At 56.8% G+C, this 20,844-nt stretch carries 13 protein-coding genes and 2 tRNA genes; 10 read left to right on the forward strand and 5 right to left on the reverse strand.

Annotated elements, in window-relative coordinates; translation table 11 throughout:
* Positions 1 to 32 precede the first annotated feature (32 nt).
* From HMPREF1631_RS05655 to HMPREF1631_RS05670, 4 genes are all read left to right on the forward strand, one after another.
* Positions 33 to 1,115 (forward strand): LacI family DNA-binding transcriptional regulator, encoded by a 1,083-nt coding sequence (locus tag HMPREF1631_RS05655; protein WP_084707506.1) that lies wholly within the window; start codon positions 33 to 35, stop codon positions 1,113 to 1,115.
* Positions 1,116 to 1,434: 319 nt separating this feature from the next.
* Entirely contained in the window at positions 1,435 to 2,805 is a 1,371-nt protein-coding gene (locus HMPREF1631_RS05660) for a nitrate/nitrite transporter (RefSeq protein ID WP_034233235.1), read from the forward strand.
* A gap of 9 nt (positions 2,806 to 2,814) precedes the next feature.
* Positions 2,815 to 3,630, forward strand: a complete 816-nt coding sequence (locus tag HMPREF1631_RS05665) for a hypothetical protein (RefSeq protein WP_034233242.1) — start codon at positions 2,815 to 2,817, stop codon at positions 3,628 to 3,630.
* A gap of 10 nt (positions 3,631 to 3,640) precedes the next feature.
* Complete coding sequence (locus tag HMPREF1631_RS05670) at positions 3,641 to 4,423, forward strand: inositol monophosphatase (RefSeq protein ID WP_034233244.1); 783 nt, start codon at positions 3,641 to 3,643, stop codon at positions 4,421 to 4,423.
* Between the two features lie 133 nt (positions 4,424 to 4,556).
* On the opposite strand, the gene HMPREF1631_RS05675 is transcribed toward HMPREF1631_RS05670, so the two are convergent.
* Both HMPREF1631_RS05675 and HMPREF1631_RS05680 read right to left on the reverse strand, forming a co-directional pair.
* Positions 4,557 to 5,306, reverse strand: coding sequence for a nucleoside phosphorylase (locus HMPREF1631_RS05675; protein ID WP_034233246.1), 750 nt, complete (start codon positions 5,304 to 5,306; stop codon positions 4,557 to 4,559).
* Entirely contained in the window at positions 5,303 to 6,538 is a 1,236-nt protein-coding gene (locus tag HMPREF1631_RS05680; protein WP_034233248.1) for an MFS transporter, read from the reverse strand. Before HMPREF1631_RS05680 ends, HMPREF1631_RS05675 begins: the two co-directional genes overlap by 4 nt.
* Before the next feature lie 213 nt (positions 6,539 to 6,751).
* On the opposite strand from HMPREF1631_RS05680, the gene HMPREF1631_RS05685 reads away from it, so the two are divergent.
* From HMPREF1631_RS05685 to HMPREF1631_RS05705, 5 genes are read left to right on the forward strand one after another with little or no spacing between them, the layout of a single operon-like run.
* Positions 6,752 to 7,492 (forward strand): IclR family transcriptional regulator, encoded by a 741-nt coding sequence (locus tag HMPREF1631_RS05685; protein ID WP_034233250.1) that lies wholly within the window; start codon positions 6,752 to 6,754, stop codon positions 7,490 to 7,492.
* Positions 7,493 to 7,525: 33 nt separating this feature from the next.
* Positions 7,526 to 8,314, forward strand: coding sequence for an ABC transporter ATP-binding protein (locus HMPREF1631_RS05690; RefSeq protein ID WP_198017384.1), 789 nt, complete (start codon positions 7,526 to 7,528; stop codon positions 8,312 to 8,314).
* Positions 8,301 to 9,095 (forward strand): ABC transporter permease, encoded by a 795-nt coding sequence (locus tag HMPREF1631_RS05695; RefSeq protein WP_052047160.1) that lies wholly within the window; start codon positions 8,301 to 8,303, stop codon positions 9,093 to 9,095. The genes HMPREF1631_RS05690 and HMPREF1631_RS05695 overlap by 14 nt, the downstream gene beginning before the upstream one ends.
* Entirely contained in the window at positions 9,079 to 10,113 is a 1,035-nt protein-coding gene (locus tag HMPREF1631_RS05700) for an ABC transporter substrate-binding protein (protein ID WP_034233483.1), read from the forward strand. Before HMPREF1631_RS05695 ends, HMPREF1631_RS05700 begins: the two co-directional genes overlap by 17 nt.
* A gap of 6 nt (positions 10,114 to 10,119) precedes the next feature.
* On the forward strand, positions 10,120 to 10,872 hold the full coding sequence (locus tag HMPREF1631_RS05705; RefSeq protein ID WP_052047162.1) for an ABC transporter permease: 753 nt from the start codon (positions 10,120 to 10,122) through the stop codon (positions 10,870 to 10,872).
* Between the two features lie 87 nt (positions 10,873 to 10,959).
* On the opposite strand, the gene HMPREF1631_RS05710 is transcribed toward HMPREF1631_RS05705, so the two are convergent.
* The 3 genes from HMPREF1631_RS05710 to HMPREF1631_RS05720 all read right to left on the reverse strand — a co-directional run bounded on the left by HMPREF1631_RS05710 (position 10,960) and on the right by HMPREF1631_RS05720 (position 13,908).
* Positions 10,960 to 13,131, reverse strand: coding sequence for a hypothetical protein (locus HMPREF1631_RS05710; RefSeq protein WP_156956242.1), 2,172 nt, complete (start codon positions 13,129 to 13,131; stop codon positions 10,960 to 10,962).
* Positions 13,132 to 13,416: 285 nt separating this feature from the next.
* Positions 13,417 to 13,489, reverse strand: a tRNA-Arg gene (locus HMPREF1631_RS05715).
* A 329-nt stretch (positions 13,490 to 13,818) separates the two neighbouring features.
* A tRNA-Ser gene (locus HMPREF1631_RS05720) sits at positions 13,819 to 13,908 on the reverse strand.
* 169 nt (positions 13,909 to 14,077) lie between these two features.
* Here HMPREF1631_RS05720 and HMPREF1631_RS05725 point away from each other — a divergent pair.
* Entirely contained in the window at positions 14,078 to 20,797 is a 6,720-nt protein-coding gene (locus HMPREF1631_RS05725; RefSeq protein ID WP_034233254.1) for a S8 family serine peptidase, read from the forward strand.
* The last annotated feature ends 47 nt before the right edge of the window (positions 20,798 to 20,844 follow it).

Raw genomic sequence — 20,844 nt, forward strand, 5'->3', positions numbered from 1 at the left:
GTATATGCCGGCGGGACGAATCCGAAGGGGAAATGATGGCGGAGAAAACGAAAGCAGGCTGCCGGCAGGTAACGATGAAAGACGTGGCCCGCGCAGCGGGGGTTTCCGTTTCCTCGGTGTCTTTGGCGCTGCGCAACGATTCGCGTATCTCTCCTTCCGTGCAGGAACGTGTACGCCGCGAAGCGAACCGTCTGGGGTACCGCTTTAATCTTTCGGGGGCGCTTCTTTCGCAGTCTCGCCCAAAGCTGCTCGGAGTAGTGGCGCATTTCGATCAGGAGCTGCACACGGCCTATGTGCGTGAAATAGCGGATCTTGCTTCCGGAAGCGGGTACCGGATCATCGCGGAAAACGCCGCGCTGTACGACGATCCCGCAACGGCGTTGGAGAAGCTGGCGCAGCTGCGGGTGGCGAACGTGATTGCGATCAATCCGCCCGTATACAACACGGACGAGGATATTCTGCCGACTGTGGTGATTGCCCAGGATACGGATTTGCCGCAGGCCGATCTGGTGCGCAGCGACAATATGCAGGGCGTGACCGAGCTTGCTTCCCATCTCAGGCAGCTGGGACACCGCTGTGTGTATTATCTGGCCGGTCCGCAGGGCGTTTCCGGCGATGCGCGGCTGGAAATGCTGGCTTCCGTGCTGAAGCGGGAAGATATTGAAATGTATCCGTGGCAGGCAGGCAATACGCTTTCCGCCGGTTTTGCCGCTATGCAGGATCTGTTGGTGCGGCTGTGGCAGCGCGGGCGGAACGCGGAAGCCGAAAATTTTTTCCCCGCCCGTGTGGGGGCCCTGGGAAAAACAACGGCGATTGTCTGTTACAACGACCAGTGTGCAATGGGTGCGTATCTGGCGCTGCTGAAAGCGGGGATTGACGTGCCTGCGGATGTTTCTTTGGTCGGCTTCGACAATTCCGCGGCAGGTGCGAGCCCTGCGTTTTCTCTGACCACGATTGACCGCTGTCCGCGGAAAGTGGCGGAAGCTGCTTTCTCTTTGGCCTGCGCGCGGCGGGAAGGGCGGGAAACGGAGATCCGGCGGGTGACAGTGCCCACACATCTGGTTGTGCGCTCTTCGACCGCGCAGGCGAACTTTTTACGCCGCGTCGGAAAGTGACGATTCAAACGTTTGAATAAAAAAGTGAATACCGTAAATTCGCGTAAAATAGCCATCAAAAAAACTATTACAAAAATGTAAAAATTAAATTTTAAGATAAAAAAGGAAAAATCTATTGACATCGTTCAAACGATTGAATAGATTTGAGGTAACGGAAGATATCCTGACCGGCAGGGTATCGGTCCGCTTCGGCGAACCGGAAAACGTCCGGCGGCGTCACCGGCGCGCAAAGGAGTGCGCACACGCAGAATAAGAGGACGCCCGGGATTCCGTTTTCTCCGGTGCGGATATGTAACGTGTATAGTAAGGGGGCTATGCGATGCGAAACGCAGTTAAAAATCTTGGCTTTACGGCCACAAGCTTTATTTCCTTAATTTTGATTACCGTAAACGCTCAGCTGATCTACGCATTTTGGGATATCAGAAACACAATCCCGAAAGATTTTCCCGCCGCGATGGGCGTATCGGACGGTCAGGCCGGCTCGCTTTATTCCATGCAGGGTCTGGTGATTATTCTGGGGACCATTGCTTTGGGCTGGATCGGCGACCGGTTCAGGATCAGAACCATCATGCTGATCTCTTCCCTCGGCGCGGGCGGCATTTCCCTGTTTATCACTGTCGGATCGCCGCATCTTTCCTTCGCGACGCTGCTTATCTGCTTCTTCCTGATGCTGCTGTTCACCGAAGTTCTCTTCAAGCCTGCCAACTTCAAGGCGGTCAGCCTGTCCACCGGTCCGGACCATCAGGGAACGGCATTCGGATTCTTTGAATTCGGCAGGGGAATGCTTGCGTTTTTGGTCTCGCTGCTGTGGACGGGAATGCTGGCGGGCGGCGTTGCGCCGAAGACAATCATGTACACTTCCTCGATTATCGTGCTGGTAGCCGGTATTTTGGTGTTTTTCACGGTGCCGAAGGAAGAAAAGGTAGGCGACGAAACCACCGCCTCCAGCACGCTGGAAGCCATCAGGGGTGTGGCGCACGTGGCCAAACTGCCGATTGTGTGGATTGCCGGAATCAACGTGTTCTGCATTTACGGCGCTTTCGTTGCGGCGGGAACGTATTTTGCCCGCTATCTTCAGGCCGGGTACGGCACCTCGGCCGTGGCTGCGGCAACTTTCGCAACGGCGGTGATCGGGCTGCGGATGCTGCCCCTGGTGTCCACGATTCTGGTGGAGAAGGTATTTAAGTCAACGGTGAAATTTATGCGTACGATGGAAGTTCTGCTGGCAGTGCTGCTGATCGCCATCGCCTGCATTTTCTTCACCAATCACCCGGCGGTCAGCGAGTATCCCGCCGGTCAGGTTCCCGAGGATCTGATTTCCCAGGCCACGCTGTGGACGCTGGTAGTGCTGATGCTGTTGGCGTCGGCAACCACATTTATGATCCGCGGAGTTTACTATGCGCCGATCGGAGAATTCGGAATTGCGAAGAAACAGGCCTCCTCGGCAATGTCGTTCGCAATCACAATCGGTTATATTCCGGCGCTGCTGGCTCCGATCGTGCTCGGCAATCTGATCACGCCCTCCGTCAAGGATGCCAACGGGAATGTGGTCACCGAAATTCTTACCTCCACCGAGATTCTGGGCGCGGCTTTCATCGGCCTGGCTGTTCTCAGTCTGGTGGCGGCGGTTATGTCGCATGTGATGGTCGGAATGAAACGGCGTCACAGCGAAGCGAAAGCCGATTTTTAGGAGAGAGTTATGAGTGTCGGTTGGATAAAAAACATTTCGGACGAAACACTGCTCAGGGATCTGCTGATCCCCGGCACGCACGACACAATGACCGGTCCGTGCCAAAAACGCTATTACAAGACGCAGACGCTGTCTTTGTCGGAGCAGCTTGAAGCCGGTGTGCGGTATCTGGATATCCGGCTTACCCGGGATCTGTATGCCGCCCACCGCGAATGGAAAAGCGATATCGGCGGCGAAACGATACTGGAAACGCTGAAAGATTTTCTGAACCGCAATCCGGAAGAATTTGTGTTGGTGCGTTTTCAAAACGCGAACGAGAAAAAGGACGATTTCGACAGATACTGCCCCGCGCTGAAGGGACTGGTAGGCAGGTATTCCGATCTGTTTTTCGAGTTTTCTTCCGCGCAGAAGGAGAAGATCTCGGAGCTCACGGTGGGTCGGCTGCGCGGGAAAGTGCTCGCTTTTGAGTGCTCGCCGCACGAATATGAGGCCACCCGGGCCGGCGCCCTGCACTGGGCATATCCGTGGCACGACTGCCCCGGACTGGCGATTCAGGATCTGTGGGACGGACCGGCCGTGGAAGAAAAAATTGCCGCGGTGACCAACGCCCTCGACTGCCCCGCATGGAAAGACAGACTGGTGCTGAACCACATCAGTGCGACAAACGGAGAGCCCGGATACCCGGATGCGTACGCCGCTGTTTTGAACGAAACAGTATTACGGGGCGTGCGGGATTTGGCCGCGGGAAGTGGTAGATTAGCCGGTGTGCTGATCTTCGATTTCGTTACCGAAGAAATAGCAGAGAAAATTATTAAGAAGGGTTAGTGTTGCTGTAATGAATGTTTCCCAATTGAGTTTGGCGCAGCTGCGGGATTTGGCGCTGCCGTTTTTGGAGCGCGCCCGGGAGATTGCCTTGGGCACCGGAAAGTTGGAAGTCAGCGTAAAATCTGACCGCAATGATTTGGTGACGCAGGTAGATCGGGAGATTGAAAATTTTCTTGCCGGGAAACTGGAGCAGGCGACCGGTTATCCGATGCTGGGCGAGGAAGGGCATACGCGTGATTCCTTTGCCGGCCGGGTATGGATACTGGATCCGATCGACGGAACCATGAACTATGTGGCAACCCACCGGGATTATGCCATTTCGCTGGCATTGGCCGAAGACGGTGTTCCCGTGCTGGGTATCGTGGTTGATGTTGTGCGCGGAATCGTGTATTCCGCCATTCGGGGGCAGGGCGCGTTCTGCGACGGAAAGCCTCTGGGGCGCGTACCTGAGGACGTGGGATACCGGAATGCGGTTTTGATCACGGATCTGAAAGAAATCTGTGCGCTTCCCCGTCTGCGTCAGGCGCTTACGGAATCCAGGGGCCACCGCCGTTACGGGTCGGCCGCGCTCGAACTGACGGAGGTTGCCTGCTCCAGGGCCGGAGCATTTGTCCATCTGTCTGTTTCGCCGTGGGATATTGCGGCAGCTTCGCTGATCTGCGGCGAAGTCGGTGTGCGTGTGACGCGTATGGACGGCACACATCTGAATGTGTGCGAAAAGGGGTCAATTTTGGCAGGCTGGCCGCAGGTGCACGAAGAGCTGTTGGAAAAGCTGATCCGTGCCCCGCGCTGACCGGAGAAAATCTTTCCGGCCGTGACTTTCCGTCACGGCCGTGCGGCGGGTTACAAAGGAGGTGCCCGTTCCCAATTGGGAACGGGCACCTCCCGTCTGTTTTCATTTTGTCAGTGTTTTGCCCTGCGCTTTCTCAGGCACAAACAGCGTGAATTGCCTCCAGTACCGCCCGCGCCGAAGCGAGATGGCGGCGGCGGTAATCTTCGTCATTTGCCCAGAAGTTGTTTTTGCGCGTGACGTGTACCACAAGGCTGTTGGCAACGGGAATGCGGTAGAGCGATCCCAGGATAAACAGGATGGCTGTTTCCATCTCGCAGTTTAGGATGCCCCGGTCCCGGTAATATCCCATTCCGCCGCCGCGCGTAAAGAGTTTCCCGGTTTCGGTCTGCGGATCGCGGAACTGCCCGGCGTAATATCCTTCGGACGTGAGCCCGATTCCGATATGCGTGACCATGTCGTGCTGTTTCATCTGCGTATTGATTTCGCCCAGAAGAATCGGATCCGCTACGGCCGGGAAGGAATCTTCGACGTAGCTCGACATCAGTCCGGCAGAGCGGGCCATGGCGGAATTCAGGATAATGTCTCCGACGTTTATTCCGTCCTGCCACGCGCCGCAGCCGCCGCAGCGCACAATCCGTTTTGCACCGTTTTCGATCAGTTCGGTGACGGCGATTTCGGTGGAACCGGATCCGATTCCCGTGGAGCAGACAGATACGGGGATACCCCTATAGCTGCCGCCGATAACCTGAAATTCACGCGAATCGGTGATTTGGTGCACATTTTCCAGCAGTGTGCCGATTAAGGCCACGCGGCCCGGATCACCGACGATCAGTGTTGCTTCCCCGAGCATTCCGGGAAGCAGATTTTTCAGGTGAATACTCATTTTTCCTCTGCTCCTTCGTTTGTGTGTTTCTTCACGTTCAGAGTGAGAACCGTGAGGAAAGAGATTACATACAGTACCGAGAGGAAGCCCATTGCCACGGTGAGCGAATAGTTGTCGAGGAAGAATCCGATTGCCACGGCGGAGAAACCTCCCACGGCACGTCCGATATTGAAAATAACGTTGTTTGCCGTTGCGCGGATATATGTCGGATAAAGATTTCCGACGATTGCCCCGTATCCGGCGTTCATTCCGTTGGCGAAGAATCCGACGATTGCCCCGCCGATCAGAATCGCGCCTGCAGAGGCGGAGAATGAGTAAAGGAATACGGCCACGGCCGAGGCAAGAAGGAATAAACCGTAGGCAAATTTCGGTCCGATTTTATCCATGAGCTGCCCGAATACGAACATACCCAAAACCATGCCGATGATTGTGGCAATCATCCATGTCGAAGAGCCTTTCACGGAAACGTGCGCCTGCTCCTGGATAATCGAGGGAAGCCAGTTCATCAGTCCGAAATATCCCGCTACCTGCACGGTTGCCATCAGCGTCAGGCGCAGCGTGGTTGGCGTGCGTCCGGCGCGGAAGAGCTCGGCCACGGAAATTTTTTCGTTTTTGTTGCGCCCGGCTTCCGCGCGCGCTTTCTTCCAGTGCTCCGATTCGGGCAGGCAGAACCAGGCCCAGATGGCGAAGAATACGGGCAGTCCGCCGAAGATAAACAGTGCGCGCCATCCTGCCGCGGGTACGATGAGCGCGGCGGCGACGGCGGCAATAATTGCGCCGAACTGTCCGGCAATCGTAACCCACGATGTTACCCGTCCGCGCCGCCCGGCACTGAATGCGTCGGCCGTAAGGCTCATAACCACGCCGTACATACCCCCTCCGCCGACGCCGACGAGAAACCGCAGCACGTACACCGCACCGATAGTGTCCACGAAGCCGACAGCGGCCGTGGCGAGAGAGAAGATGGCCACGGTAAGGGCAAGATTCTTCGCCCTTCCGAATCGGTCGGCAAGCGTGCCGAACACGATCCCTCCCGCCAGCATTCCCAGATTGGTGACTGTGGAAATGAATCCGCCCGCCGTTTTGTTGATCCCAAAATCAACGAGCATCGAGGCAAGCACGAAAGACAGAAGCATTGTGCTTGTGCTCTGCAGTCCCAGGCCGCCCAATGCGGCTCCCAGTACTTTTTTCTGATAACCCGTAAACCCGCGTTCGGTCTGGGTAGTTTTCATTGTTCGCCTTTCCTGCCGTTTAATCCGGTCTCAGCTCCGAAACCGCTTTTAAATTATAATTTCCTGTTGACTATTTCTTTCCGCTGAGCGAAAATAGTTTCCGTACAACGAAGTATAGCGAGCTTGGAGTGGTATGTCTAGAGGGAAATACGGGAGCGAAATTAGGTATTTTTATAGAGTGGCAATTCCGGCGCGCACAGAACGGAGCAGACAGTGGAACTCGTAAAACGCACACTCGCAATTCTTCGCACTATCGCCGAAGGGGAAAAATTCTTAACGCTTTCGGAAATTTCCCTGCGGACAAAAATTCCCGTGTCCAGCATCAGCCGCATTATTTCCACACTCACGGAAGAACAGTTCGTGGTGCGGGGCAGCGACAGACGCTACGGAATCGGTCCGGAAGCCATCGGGCTGTGCCGCGGCGGGCGTTTTTTGGACGACGCTTCCCGCGATATCCTCTCCAACCTCTGCGAAGAATACGAAGAAACCGTATTTTTAAGCCGTTTCGTGGGAAACCAGGTGCGCTGTCTTGCGCTTTGGCACGGCACGCGTCCCGTAACACTGGCCGTGCGCACCGGTGATATGCTGCCGATTCATGCTTCGGCCGCGGCGCGCGTAATCCTCGCTGAATATCCCCTTTCCCGGGCGCAGGAAGTGATTGCCCGCAGCGAACGGATAAAATTCACCCCCAAAACACTGACATCCGAAAAAGACATTCTCCGGCACCTGAAAACGGTGCACGAACGCGGATACGACATCTGCTACAACGAGCTGAACGCCGGTGTTCTGGTGGTTTCCGCGCCGATCATCGGGCCGCACAATACGGTCACAACCTCGGTTTCAATGGCGGGGGCGGTAATGGGGGACGCAGAGGCAAAAGCCGGTGCCGAACACTGGCTGCCTCCCGTGCAGGAGGCGGCAAAACGGATATCCGGACTGTGGACGCACGAATAACAGGCATCCGAAAAAGCGTACGGAGGGAGAAAGTTGAACGATACATCCGAAAACATCACAGTAAAACTGCGGCACGTGAATAAGCGTTACCGTTCCCGACGCGGCGCAGCGGAAACAACCGCGCTTCTCGATGTAAACCTGGAAGTCAGGCGGGGCGAAATCATGTCGGTGATCGGCCCTTCCGGCTGCGGAAAATCGACAATGCTGCGGATCATCGCCGGTCTGGACACGGACTTTACGGGAGAAGTGCAGCGGTTTTGGAAAACGGAAAGAAAGAAAGGCCTGCCCGATACGGGATTTGTGTTTCAGTCCCCGACGCTGCTCCCGTGGCGTTCGGTGCGGAAAAATATCGCCCTGGGACTGGAGAAAGCCGGTCTTTCGCGCGCCGAGACGGATGCCCGGATAGGGGAAATGCTGGAAATGACGGGTCTTGCGGATTTCGCCGATTCCTATCCGAATCAGCTCTCCGGCGGAATGCAGCAGCGGGTGCAGATCGCCCGGGCGCTCGCATACGATCCCCCGGTGCTCCTGATGGACGAGCCTTTCGGCGCGCTCGATTACATTACGCGCGAACAGCTGCAGGAAGATCTGCTGAAAATATGGCAAAGCACGGAAAAGACCATCATACTTGTGACACACGCTACCGATGAGGCGGCGTATCTCTCGAAGCGCGTATGCGTTCTCTCCTCGCGCCCGGGGACGGTAAAAGCGGTTCACACCGTGCCGATATCCTATCCGCGCACGATAGACGTAAAAGCCGGCGCGGACTTTGCGCAGTTTCAGAATCTTTTGCGGGAGGAGCTCAAAGATGAACCGAAATAAGCCGTTTCGGTTTGGCATTTCCGCCCTGAAATGGTTTGCCTACGTGCTCTGCCTGCTTCTGCTGTGGCAGCTGTATGTGTCTGCGGCACGGATTCCGCGTTTTATCCTTCCCCCGCCGACGGAAGTGCTGAAAGAATTGGATGTGCTGCTGAAAACGGGCGAACTGTATGCGCATTTCCTTTACACCGCGCGGAATATGGTCTGCGGTTTCGGTATCGGGCTGATTTTGGGTGCGCTGTTGGGAACGCTGTGCAGCAAAAGCGCCTTTGTGTCGGCAGCTCTTTCCCCTTTTCTTGTGTTTTTGCAGGCGATGCCGAAGATCGCTCTTGCGCCGCTGTTTGTGCTGTGGTTTGGGCTCGGTCTGAAAAGTCAGCTGATTCTGATTGTGTCGCTGGCGTTCTTTCCCGTTCTTTCCGGGACTGTGGCCGGTTTGCGCAGCCGTAATCCTGATTTCGACCATCTGCGCCGAATTTTCGTGATGGGTAAATTGGAGTTCTTTTACAAAGTGGAGATTCCGGCGGCCGTTCCCCTCTTTTTCGCCGGCGTGCGCCTTGCCCTGCTGGATGCGCTTACGGGCGCGGTTTTGGCGGAATTTATCGCTTCCGAAAAGGGTTTGGGATATCTGCTTGTGCTCGGTAATTCGACTTACAAAACTTCGGTCCTGCTGGCGGCGGTGGCCGCGATCCTGTGTTTCGGGGTGCTGGTCTACCTGCTTATTCAGTGCGCCGAAAACTATTTTCTGCGCTGGAGGGATAATGGACGGAATGAAACGGTATTTTAAGCGGGCTTTTGGGTGCTTTGCGCTGTTGGGCGTGCTGTTTTCCCTTTGCGGGTGCGCCTGCGGGGAGATAAGTCTGCGCCGCGCCCACGGGCTGACGAAAGTTACCGTTCAGATTGACGGAGCCGCAGTCCCCTACTATGCGCCGCTGTACGTGGCGAAGGAAAAAGGGTATTTTGCCCGCGAGGGACTGGACGTGAGCTTCATTTACGCAGATGCGTCCACCGTGCTGAAAAATGTGGCGGTCGGAAATGTGGAATTCGGTTTCCCCAACGGCGATTCAGTTGTTTCGGCAATCGCCAACGGCGTGCCGATCGGCGTGGTACACACAACCTATCAGCAGGGAATAGGGGCAATTTTGAGTCTGGAGGGCAACCCGGTGCGAAAACCGGCCGATCTGAAGGGAAAGACGGTGGCCGTAACCGGCCTGGGCAGCCCGAATTTTGTGCAGCTGCAGGCCCTGGCGGCAAAAAACGGGTTCAGCCTGCGCAATGATCTGACACTGAAAACAGTGGGCACTTCGGCAATCACCCAGGCACTGCAGGGCGGGGAGGCAGACGCGATAATTTTTTCCCGCGTGCGGTATTTTGCCATGAAGAACAAAGGCGTTCCCGTGCATGAAATCCCGCTGGAGCGTTATTTCCCCTCCTACGGAAACGTGCTGGTGGCGAACCGGTATCTGATAGACAGATATCCGCAGACCGTGCGGGGTTTTATCCGCGCGCTGGATGCTTCCCTCTCGGATCTTACGCACGGGAAACTTGCCGGGGGCGTCAAAATCGCAATGCGCTATGCGCCCGGGTTCAAAGGTGAGGAAAAGCAGGTTCTGCAAACGATGAATGAGCTGTTTGTGGGCGATCTGTGGCAGTCCGACCTTACCCGGCGCCGCGGATTCGGATTCTCCGATCCGAAAAAATGGCAGAGCATTGCCGATCTGCAGTACCGTTACGGGCTGATCGACACTCCCGTAAAAATGAAGGATTACGTATTTCAGCCGGATTATTTTCAGGCGAAGAAGTGAGGTGCCATGTTTGGGAAGAATAATTTTCGGCGCCGTTGGGGCGGATTCTGCTCGGTAGCGCTGTTTTTGGTGCTGTGGCAGATTTTCTCGCCGCCTGCCGGGGGCCACGGTGCGCTTCCTTCCCCCCTTGCGCTGCTTGTGCGCGCCCGGGAACTGTTTTCCTCGGCGGGACTGGGCTACGACGTGGCCGTCACCGTCTCGGAAATCGTGATCGGCGTGGCTGTGGGCACGTTTGCCGGCCTTTTCACGGCATTCGTCTTTTTCCGGGCGCGCAGGGTGGAGCGGCTGTCGTTTCCGCTGATTCTGATTGTGCAAATTACGCCGAAAATTGCCCTTGCGCCGCTGTTTGTGCTGTGGTTTGGGATCGGTTTGTTCTCCAAAGTGTGGCTGGTTGCGCTGGTGACGTTTTTCCCGGTGCTGGTTAATTCTCTGGCGGGACTGCGTTCCATCGATCCGCAGATGTTTGAGCTGAGTAAAATTTTGGAGCTTGGCGCCTGGCGTCGGCTGCGCGAAATTGAGCTGCCGGGGATCCGGGAAAATATTTTCGTGGGGCTGAAACTCGGAGTTTTGTCTGCCGTAACGGCCGCCGTGATCGGTGAGATGATCGGCGCGCGGCAGGGACTGGGGTATGTGGTCGTGCGGGGGCAGGAATCCGCCGACGTTGCCCAGAGCATGGTGGCAATAATTCTGCTCGGATTTACCGGTCTTCTTTTTTGGAAGGGGATCGAAAGGCAGACAGAGAAAAGCGGAGAAAAATAGGGCCGAAACGAAACCCGGGCGGGACTGTGTCCCGCCCGGGTTTCGTTTCGGCCGGCGAATATCCGTTTTCGGTTATTTTCCGGCTGTTTAGCTATTTTCCCTGCGGCGGGCAAAAATCATTCCCGTACCGAGGGAAAAGAGAGCGAGAATCGGCAAAAGAGCCGCGCACGCACCCGTTTTTTCCAAACCGGCGGCAGTGATCCGGGCAGTTGGGGCCGAATCTGCGTGTGCGGCGCTGCCGGATCCCGGCTGCTGCGCTTCCTTAACCGTGAACGTCTTCGTAAACGTTCCCGATTTTTCCGCAGTTACTTTGAGTGTGTGCGTTCCCGGGGCAAAATCCGCAGGGACGTTCCACGTGGCAGACAGCTTTCCCGTCGCATCCGCTTTCATCTCGGGGAGCGTAACGATCTTTGAGTATATCGCGGCCGTTACTTTTTCATTCGGCTCAAGACCCGTGAGCGTGAAAGCCAGGCGTCCGCCGGGCACTGCCTCGGTGTCCGCAACCGTCAGCAGCGCGTTGCCTGCGTGCGGTGCCGGAGGTGTGGGAGGTGCCGGAGGTGTGGGAGGTGTCGGAGGTGTGGGAGGTGTCGGAGGTGTGGGAGGAGTCGGAGGCTTGGGGCCCGGCTCGGCCTGCGCGGTTCCCTTCACATACTTAATCTGAAGGGAAACAACTTTCTGCGCGCCGGCGGCAGATGCCTTAAATGCCAGCGTATGACGTCCCTCGCGGTCACGCAGTACCTGTGCCAGAGGCTGTGATCCGTCTTCGGAATTCAGGGAAAAGACTTCCGGACGGTAGCCGGGGAACTTCTTTATCAGTTCGTCCGTGAAAGGAATCCGCACTTCTTCGTCTTGGGCAAATTCGCGCGTCTGTTCCACAGGCTGCCCGTTTTCGGCCTTAAACGGTTCGGTGATCAGTTCGGTCGGACCGTTTTCGGTGGGGTGGACGTAGGTGAATTTCACAGTAACTTTCTTTGCCGGATCCAATGCCGTTTCCTGCAAAGCGGCCTGCGCTCCCGTGATTTCGGCCGTCAGCGCGTCCACGTCCTGCTGTGTGTCGTAGGCAAATCCCTGCGGGATTTTGTTTTGCGCTTTGTGCACGGCGGCAATGAAGGCTTTACGGGTGGCGTCCGTCCATGTTTTGCCTTTCGCCGGTGTTTTGACAACGGCCGCGTCGAAAGCCTTCTTCAAAGCATCCGTATTGGGGGCGGTGTAATTCTCCGTCTGCAGTGCGTCGATTGCCGTTTTCAGCTGTGTTTCGGCGGCCGTGAAATCCCCGTGTGTGGTGATTTCGCTGCCCTCATGGGGAACCAGAATCCCCGTCAGATCTTTCTTTGCCACCAGATTGGCCGCCTGGGCCGCTGCCTGCGTCAGTGCCTCATAGCCTGCTTTGGTGAAACGTTTTCCGTTTTTCCCGTTTTCGGCAAGCAGCTTATCCGTTTTTTCGAGCAGCGTATTCAGCGCGCTGCGGTCAAAGGGAAGCGGGGTGATTGCGGAGAACTTTTCGTTCAGCGCGGTGCGCATTTGCGCCAGGTCGTCCTGCGTGATTCCCGAGGGGTCGGACTTTGCCTTTTCCAGCAGGTCTTTGGCTTTTTGCAGCTGTTCTTTGTAGGCTTTGTCGGATTTTTCTTCCAGCTTCAGCCCGCGGCTGACTGCACTGCCGTAATCCCGCTCATGCTCGGATATGGCTTCTTCCAGCTCGTGGGTGTCTAATTTTTTCGGCAGACCGGAAATTTTTACGGTGAACGGGCCGCCTACTTTCAGCTGCAGTTGCACCGAATCTCCGCGTACCGGAATCGGGTTGCCGATTCTGAAAATGGTTTTGTCGTATTGCGAGGCGGTGTCTTCCGGTGCCCATTCCAGGCTGTCTCTGGCGTAGTCGTTGTATTTCAGCCAGTTGTCGGAATCGGGCAGGATAAATTTGGAATCAAATTTCTCCACGCCCACGTCCTGGGCGCTGTAGGGCATTCCCAGTTTGGCGTATATCATTACTTTCTTTGATTTGCTGAGTGAATCCACTTCCAGCGTGGCGGCCCAGACGGTGAGCGTTCCGCCGGAGTCGAGGCTGAACGTCTGCGGAGTCGAATTTGCTTTCACGGTTTCGAAGCCGGGTGTGCTTTCCTCGGCGATGGCGGGGGCATGGGTGAAAAGCACTACGCTTAATGCCGCAAAAAATGCGGCTGCCCGTTTCAGCACGGATCCGGGCGCGGCTGCCTGCTTTGCCGTTTGCGTTTTGCGCGCAAACATTTGCGGATATTGCATAAAAATCCTTTCGGTAATTTATTGTTGGGTAAGTGTAACCTTACCTAATAATAACTGCCGGGGGCAATAGTGGAATATTCACATATTCGCAGGTAGAAAGGGAATATGTAACCCAAATCGGGGGTGGCGGACGCGGATGCGAAAAAAAGAAAACGCAGACGGACCGCCCCTGCCGGCAGAAGAAACGGAGAAAAACAGAGAAAACGGAGAAAAAGCACCGAATAGGCGCATAAAAATAAGAATCGGCTCGACAGGGCGTGGAAGTCAACCATCGAGCCGATAACGCGCGCCAGAAGGGACTCGAACCCCCAACCTCTTGATCCGTAGTCAAGTGCTCTATCCATTGAGCTACTGGCGCAGGATATCTGTTCTTTTGGAACATCGTCCATTCTACAGCCTTATACCGCGCGAATACCAACCGTATTCCGTGGCACTGCACACAAAATAAAATACTGCGCATGGGCGGGCGGAAAGCAAAGTATCCCTAAAACCACACCTCAGGGGAGCGTAAACGGGCATGTTTGGGTGTATCTGCGGCATATCGGTGTGTCGGGGCGCCGGCGGAGAAACGGATAAGGGCACGGGCAAAACCGCAGGCGAACGGATAAAATTCCCGGGCGAAACCCGCAAAACAGCAGGTAAAACGGCTTAAAATAAAGGAAAGCCCGCGCTGGGCGCGGGCAGTCGCGGAGACGGAGGGATTTGAACCCTCGAGCCGCTTAATTCACGACTACTCCCTTAGCAGGGGAGCGCTTTCGACCACTCAGCCACGTCTCCGTACAAGTACAAATGATAGCGGATTATGCCGGGCGAACCAACTTTGGAGTCTGCCGCCGCCCGGCAGCGGGAAGGGGACACCCTTTTATGCTAAAAAACTCAGTGGAAGCGCTGCATTTTTATGATATTATCCACGTGTTATTCTCAAAATAAATTAGGAGAGCCTAAATTGAAATCCGCCAAAATTGCACTCGCGGCGTTCGTCAGTTTAAGTTTTTGCGCGGGCACGGTTTTTGCCAACGCCGATTCCCCCGCCGAAGAAACATCGCCGGGGATCACAGCTCCGCTGAAAAAACGGCTTATCGTCGACGGAAACGGGGCCAAACAGTCCGTTATTATTGAGCTTGCCGCCGATACCAATGTGGAGCTGGCAAAACGCAAAGCCTCAGCCGATCCTGCGCAGCAGAGAAAAGCCGTGATCGGCGCGCTGAAAGAAACGGCGGTAAAATCGCAGGCGCCGCTGCTTGAAACGCTTGAGACGTATAAAAAGCAGGGCCGGGCAAAGAATGTGGAGAGTTTCTATATTCTGAATGCGGTGGCTGCCGATTTGGACGGCAGTGCAATTAAGGAGATCTCACGGCGCGCGGACGTGAAATCGGTGCGTCTGGACCGTTCTCTCCGTTCCGATCCGCCCGTGCGCCAAACCCCGCGCGGCGCTGCCGCTTCCGGTGTGGAATGGGGAGTAAAGAGTATCGGTGCCCGGCGTGTCCGCGACGAGCTGCATTTGGATGGCAGCGGCGTGACTGTGGGAATCATCGATTCGGGCGTGAATTACACGCACCCGGCAATCGCTTCCCAATTTAAGGCTTACGACAAAGACTACGGGCTGATCGGAACAGACAAAAGCTACCGGGATTTTGTTTCCGACGGAAATACTTCCCTGAACGATCCTGCTTACAATCACGGAACGCACGTGACGGGCACGATAGTCGGAAAAGCGGGCGAAAATAATCAGATCGGCGTTGCCCCCGGTGCAAAATACGTGGCTGCCCGGGCGATCGGCGCACGTTCGGGGGACGAAAGCAGTATGCTGCGTGCCGCGGAGTGGATCATGAAACCCGGCGGGCGTGCGGAGAACGCCCCGCGTGTGGTCAATAATTCCTGGGGCGGAGACAGCGACAAAAACGACTGGTTTACCTCGATTGTCGAACGTTGGCGTGCCGCGGGAATCTTCCCCGTCTTTGCCGCGGGCAATACAAACGGCTATCCGGCGGACGGCTCGCTGTCGAATCCCGGCAATCTGCCCGGCGTGTTCTCCGTTGCCGCGTGCGACAGGAACGGAAAACTTGCCGATTTCTCGCGCGTCGGCCCTTCGCCTTTCGGCAAAGACAAAATCAAGCCCGATATCTGCGCGCCCGGAGTGAATGTCCGCTCGGCTCTGGCCACCGGCGGATATGCCGCGTGGTCGGGTACGTCCATGGCGGCTCCGCACGTTACGGGCACGGTTGCGCTGATGCTGCAGGCAAATCCAAAACTTACCGTAGAGCAGATCGAACAGATTCTGAAATCCACGGCCATTCCCGCCACGGATCTGCGCTATCCCAAGTCCCCGAATATGGGATACGGATACGGCAATCTGAATGCCTATGACGCCGTGCGCAAAGCAAAGCAGCTCAAAGACGGCACCGCTTCGGCGGCAGACATCACCGTAAAAGGCCATGTGCTGCAAAAGGGTGAGGATGCGGCCGCTCCCGTGGTGGAGCCGCTGTGGCAGAAACAGGCTTTCGCGGGGCAGTCAGTTGAACTGAAGGCGAAAGTGAGCGACGACGTGGCCGTCACCGCCGTTAAAGCACAGTATCGCAACGGCAGCGCAGGAGACTTTACGGATGTGGAGCTGAAACAGACAGCCGGAGATGCACGCTCGGGCACGTACACGGGCAGGATTCCGGCTTCCGCGGTGACGGGAAACACCGTCCAGGTGAGAATCATTGCCGTTGATTATGCGGGAAATGAAGTGGGCGCGACCGACGTGCACACGATTGCGGTGCGTGCGGGCGTGCGTCCGGGCGAATACTCCAACGATTTTGAAGACAATATCGACGGGTGGAAATTCTCCGGTTCTTCCTCTGCCGGTTCCGTGACCGGCGATTGGAGCTGGGGTTCGCCCATGCAGAAAGACGAACCCGGCGCCTTTGGCAAAAAGCTGCTGGGAACGAAAGTCGGGCAGTACAGTCCGACACGGCAGATAGATTCCTACGCGACGATGCCGCCTTTGGACCTGTCGGCGGCGAAAGGGAAGAAACCCGCTCTCTCTTTCGACGAGTATCTTGGCTTTAACGGTGTTTCCACGGCAAAAATCCAGGTTGCCGAAGGCGAAAACGGCAAGTGGGAAGACCTCGACCAAAAGCTGATCCCCCCGGGGACCGTTCCTGCCTGGAAGCGCGTTTACTACAGTCTGGAAAAGTGGGCGGGCAGCGCGAAACCGGTCTTCGTGCGTTTCTTCTTCCACTATCCCGACCACGGCAGCGGACCCGGCTGGTATATCGACAATATCCGGCTCGACCCCTCGGATAAGCTGGCTCCCGATGCGGTTTCAAATCTGCGCGGTACCGTGCGCGGACCGGGCGTCGAAATTCTGTGGAATGCCTCATCGGCAAACGATGTCACCGGTTATGCCGTATACCGCGGAACCGATCAGGATTCAATGCGGAAAATCGCCACCGTGCCCGCGGATGCGGCGAAGCTGAGCTATCTGGACACCGGTTTGCGCAGCGGGAAAGCGGTGTACGCCGTGCGTGCCGCAGACAGCTTCGGAAACGAATCGAAGATTGTGCAAAAACTTTCCGTTTCCGCAGCAGATCTGCACAATATCGTAAATTACACGGGTGTGCCCGGCGATAATTTCACCAAGGGCACAGTCGAAGGCAGCGTGAACGACTGGGAAGCCGGCGTGCCGCGCAAAGTGGGGAATTCTTCCTCGGTGCTCTCACTGCGTGAAGCGCAGCTTGGCCTGCGGGAGAAAATTTCCGCCGGCGATTCCGTGTGGGGCACAAATCTCGGACGCCCGATAAGCGGCAGCGATCTGTTTGACGCGCGTGTTTCCGGGCAGCAGCATTCTTATGTGCAGACGCCGTTCTTCACGCCCGGAAAAAATTCCGTGCTGGAATTTGAAAGCTACAATGCGCAGCAGTATCTCGGCGAATATCAGGACAATCTCTCTACGGTGCAGGTTGTGGCGAAGGACGGCACGGCAACCACGCTGATCGGCGCGGACGAAATTATGAACAACCGGGAAAAGTTTGTTTTCCGCTGGATCGGGCACTCCCTGAATAAATATGCAGGAAAAGAGATCGCGCTGCGTTTTGTGCAAAAGACCGGCAAAAACGTGATTAATGCCTACGAGCTGGGCTGGTATCTGGACAATATCCGCGTGGGCGATCCCGCCCGGGAGATAAAAGCGGAAAATACCTCGGTGGGTGAAATCGTAACCGCCCGGCAGAGGCTGTCTTTGGCGTCTCTGAGCGGATCCGCTTTGCCGGCCGCGCACGCGCAAAAAACGATTCCGCTGCCGGAGGCGAAAGTGGAGATTGCCGAATTGGGGCGCAATGTGCCGGTCAATGCGAAAGACGGCAGTTTCTCGCTGAATGTTTCCTCCGGCACGTGGACGGTCACCGCGCAGGCATACGGATTTATTCCGCAGCAGAAACAGGTGTCGTCGAACACCGATCTTGAATTCGTGCTGGAGAAAGCTCCGCAGTCGGCATTGGGCGGAACCGTTACGGACGCTGAGGGAAAAGCCGTGAAGAATGCCTATGTGCGTGTGGTCAGCGACGCAAATATCGAGCCGGTGAAAACCGACGCCGCCGGAAACTACACGCTCCCGGCAGTTTACCGTCATCAGCCGGTTACGCTGCGCGCATTTGCTGCGGGATATGCGTCCGCGGATGTCAGCGTTGCCCCGGGAGAAGGAAATACGGGGCACAACTTCCGACTGGCGAAACTGACCGGCGGCGACGGGGAGCTGATTTACGACAACGGCAAAGTGCGCACAAACGTGGTGCATACGAAAGCCGGCCGCGGGGTGGCGGTGCGTTTCTATCCCGGAAAGGTGCCCGCTTCCCTCACGGGCGTGAAGCTGTATGTGGCAGACGCGGACAAGGCGGAGAAGAAAGATGTGAAGCTCCTTGTGCTTGCCGAGGATGCCGATCAGAGAATGCAGACTTTGGCGGAACTGGATTCCGTGACGCTGAAGACGGGATGGAATTACGTGGATCTTGCCGGCTACTCCGTGAAAATCGGCGGCACGTTCTATGTTGCCGTGGTGCAGAAATATCCCGGCCCGGACGCTTTGGGCGTTGCGGTGGACACGCAGGGAACGAACTCGGCGGCTGCCGGGCGTACGTATCTGTATAACGGTGATTTCGTGCCTGCCGCAGAAGCCGGCGTAGTGGGGGCGGCGATGCTGCGTGCGCAGCTGCATTACGGCCCCGATGCTCTTGCGGCCCCTGCCGAACCGCGCCCGGGCGAGCCGTCCGTGCCCGAAGTGCCGAAGAATCCGCAGGATGATTTTCAGTGGGATGTGCACGGCGATCATGTGGTGCTGAAGAAGTACACGGGTCAGGCGAAGAAAGTGAATGTGCCTGCCGTGTGGGTTAATCCCGCAACCGGGGCAAAGCTGCCGGTGACGGGTGTGGCGGCGAACGCTTTCGCCTGGAAGTACCGCGAATCGATCACACTGCCCGAAGGAATTACGGATCTCGAACCGGGTGCCTTTACGTTCGCGGTGAAGAAAGACGGTGTTTTGCATATTCCATCGACGGTCAAAGAGCTGAAGCCGAATGTGTTTTCCCAGATGACCGGGGCGAAAATCACGGGTCTGGCGGGTATTTCCAAAGTGCCGGCAGACGCTTTTAAAGATACGCACGGCGCAACCGTGGAACTGCCGAATGCGGTTTCGGTTGACCCGAATGCTTTCCGCTCCACACGCGAGGTTTACAATGCCGAATACAATAAGGTGATTACAGCCGAGGGCAATCCCGCGGGTCTGACCTCCGTGGACGGGCAGTATCTGGTGAATCCCGCACAGCTGGAAGTAAATGTGGAAATCGTGGGCACGGAAAAGACGGATCAGACGGTTACGTATATCGGCCCGGGAAATTCCGGCAATACGTATCCGACGTCGAAGAAAGCGAACGAATTCTATCGGGTTGGGCAGAGCACGGACGTGGATGCCCCGCGCAATATGCTGGTGTCTTATCTCGAAAACACGAAGAAAGTTACGCTGTCCAAGCCTTTCACAAAGGTGACGTTCTTTGCTTTGAATCTGAAGGGCGAAATCCGCGAACCGCTGTTTGCCGGAGATACGGATATCCTCGGTCTGGCACTTGCGGAGGCGACGGCGGACGTCGAAGTCTGCGGCGACGGCGTAACCGACGCTTCCTGCACCAAGCTGCCTTCGGTCAAAACCGGGCGGGACGGAAGTTTTTCGGTGAAGCTGCCCCGGCCGCTGGCACTCGGACAGAAGATTAAGCTGAAGATTACCGACAAACACGGGAAATCCTATGCGTATTCCCCGATGAAAGCCGGGGATAGGCCCGGGAGCGACTTCCTGATGGAGTCCAACAGCAGGGGAATTCTGCTGCGTTATCTCGGCGCGGGCGGAGCGGTTGATTTTCCCGCTTCGGCACCGGACAAAAACGGTACCGTACGTCCGGTGAATATCGTGGGCAGCTATGCGCTGGCAAACAGAAATCTGACGCAGGCCGCCAATTTGGGCCGGGTCGGAACGCTGACGGAAATCAAAGCGGGCGCTTTTGCGGGCAACGCGCTGAAGACCGTCGCTCTGCCGGTGAACCTGCGCGAAATAGGCCCCGCCGCTTTTGCGGGCAACGTGCTGGAGTCTCTCACGTTGCCGAATCTGATGCACAAGATCGGCGACGGTGCGTTTGCGGGCAACCGCATCGCCAATTTCACTCCCGGAAAATATACCGCCCACTACGGCAATTATGCTTTTGCCCAGAATATGCTCCGCAGCATCCGTTTCGGCTCGCGGATTGAGGATTTGGGCAGAGGAGCATTTGCAAACAACAGGCTTACGTCTGTCGACTTCGACTCCGATACGGGAAGCGGAATTACTCCCCAAGGCGGCGCTCTGCGTGCCGCGGCGCATCAGGGCCTGACGCGGATCGCGGAAGAAACCTTTGCGCACAATGATCTCACGGAGGTGACGCTGCCCGTGCGGTTCGCGTCCGTGGCTGCGGATGCGTTTGCCGCCAACGGCCGGTTTGTGAATCTGCTTTCGGACAACGAGGGAATAAAGGATTCGATTCTCGGGGAGTCTTCCGGGCATATCGTAAACGGTGCGGATATTACGGTCCGCTTCACGGATACCGACGGAAAGCAGATCCATCCGGATTCCGTCTGGGTCGGGCAGAATCTGACGGCGCGTACGGGCAGCGATCTGTCTGCTTTCTACCGTATCGGGAAGCAGGCGGCCGTGTCGGCTCCCGAAATCGGCGGTTATCATGCGCTGCGCGCGCAGGTAACTTTTACGGCGAAGAAAGCGCACGGAACAGTGGTTGAGCTGAAGTACCAAAAGGACCGGCAGGAAGAAACACCCGGCGGCTCCGGTGCGGGTGAGAATCCGGACCGGCCCGGCGGTTCCTCTGCGGGCGTTCTGCCCGATACGCCGGGCACCGGCAGTCTTCCCGGTGTGGGTCTGCCCTCTGCCGGCGCAGAACATTCGGGGCCTGCGGCCGGAGAAAGCCCGTCTTCCCTCCTGTCCGGAGCGACGTTGGTGAAAAACACTTTGGGCACGGCGCACAAAACCCGCCGTCTTTCCCATACGGGTGCGGGGGTATGTGCGGTCTCGGGTGCGCTCGCGGCTCTTCTGCTCTGTGCGGCGGGCGTATTTGCGCGCAGACGCCAATCGGTGCATACAAGGCGATAAATTTCCGGCGGTTCGTCCGAAACATCGGGCGAACCGCCTTTGGGAGG

It is taken from the genome of Arcanobacterium sp. S3PF19, from assembly GCF_000758825.1.
Taxonomy (GTDB): Bacteria; Actinomycetota; Actinomycetes; order Actinomycetales; family Actinomycetaceae; genus Arcanobacterium_A.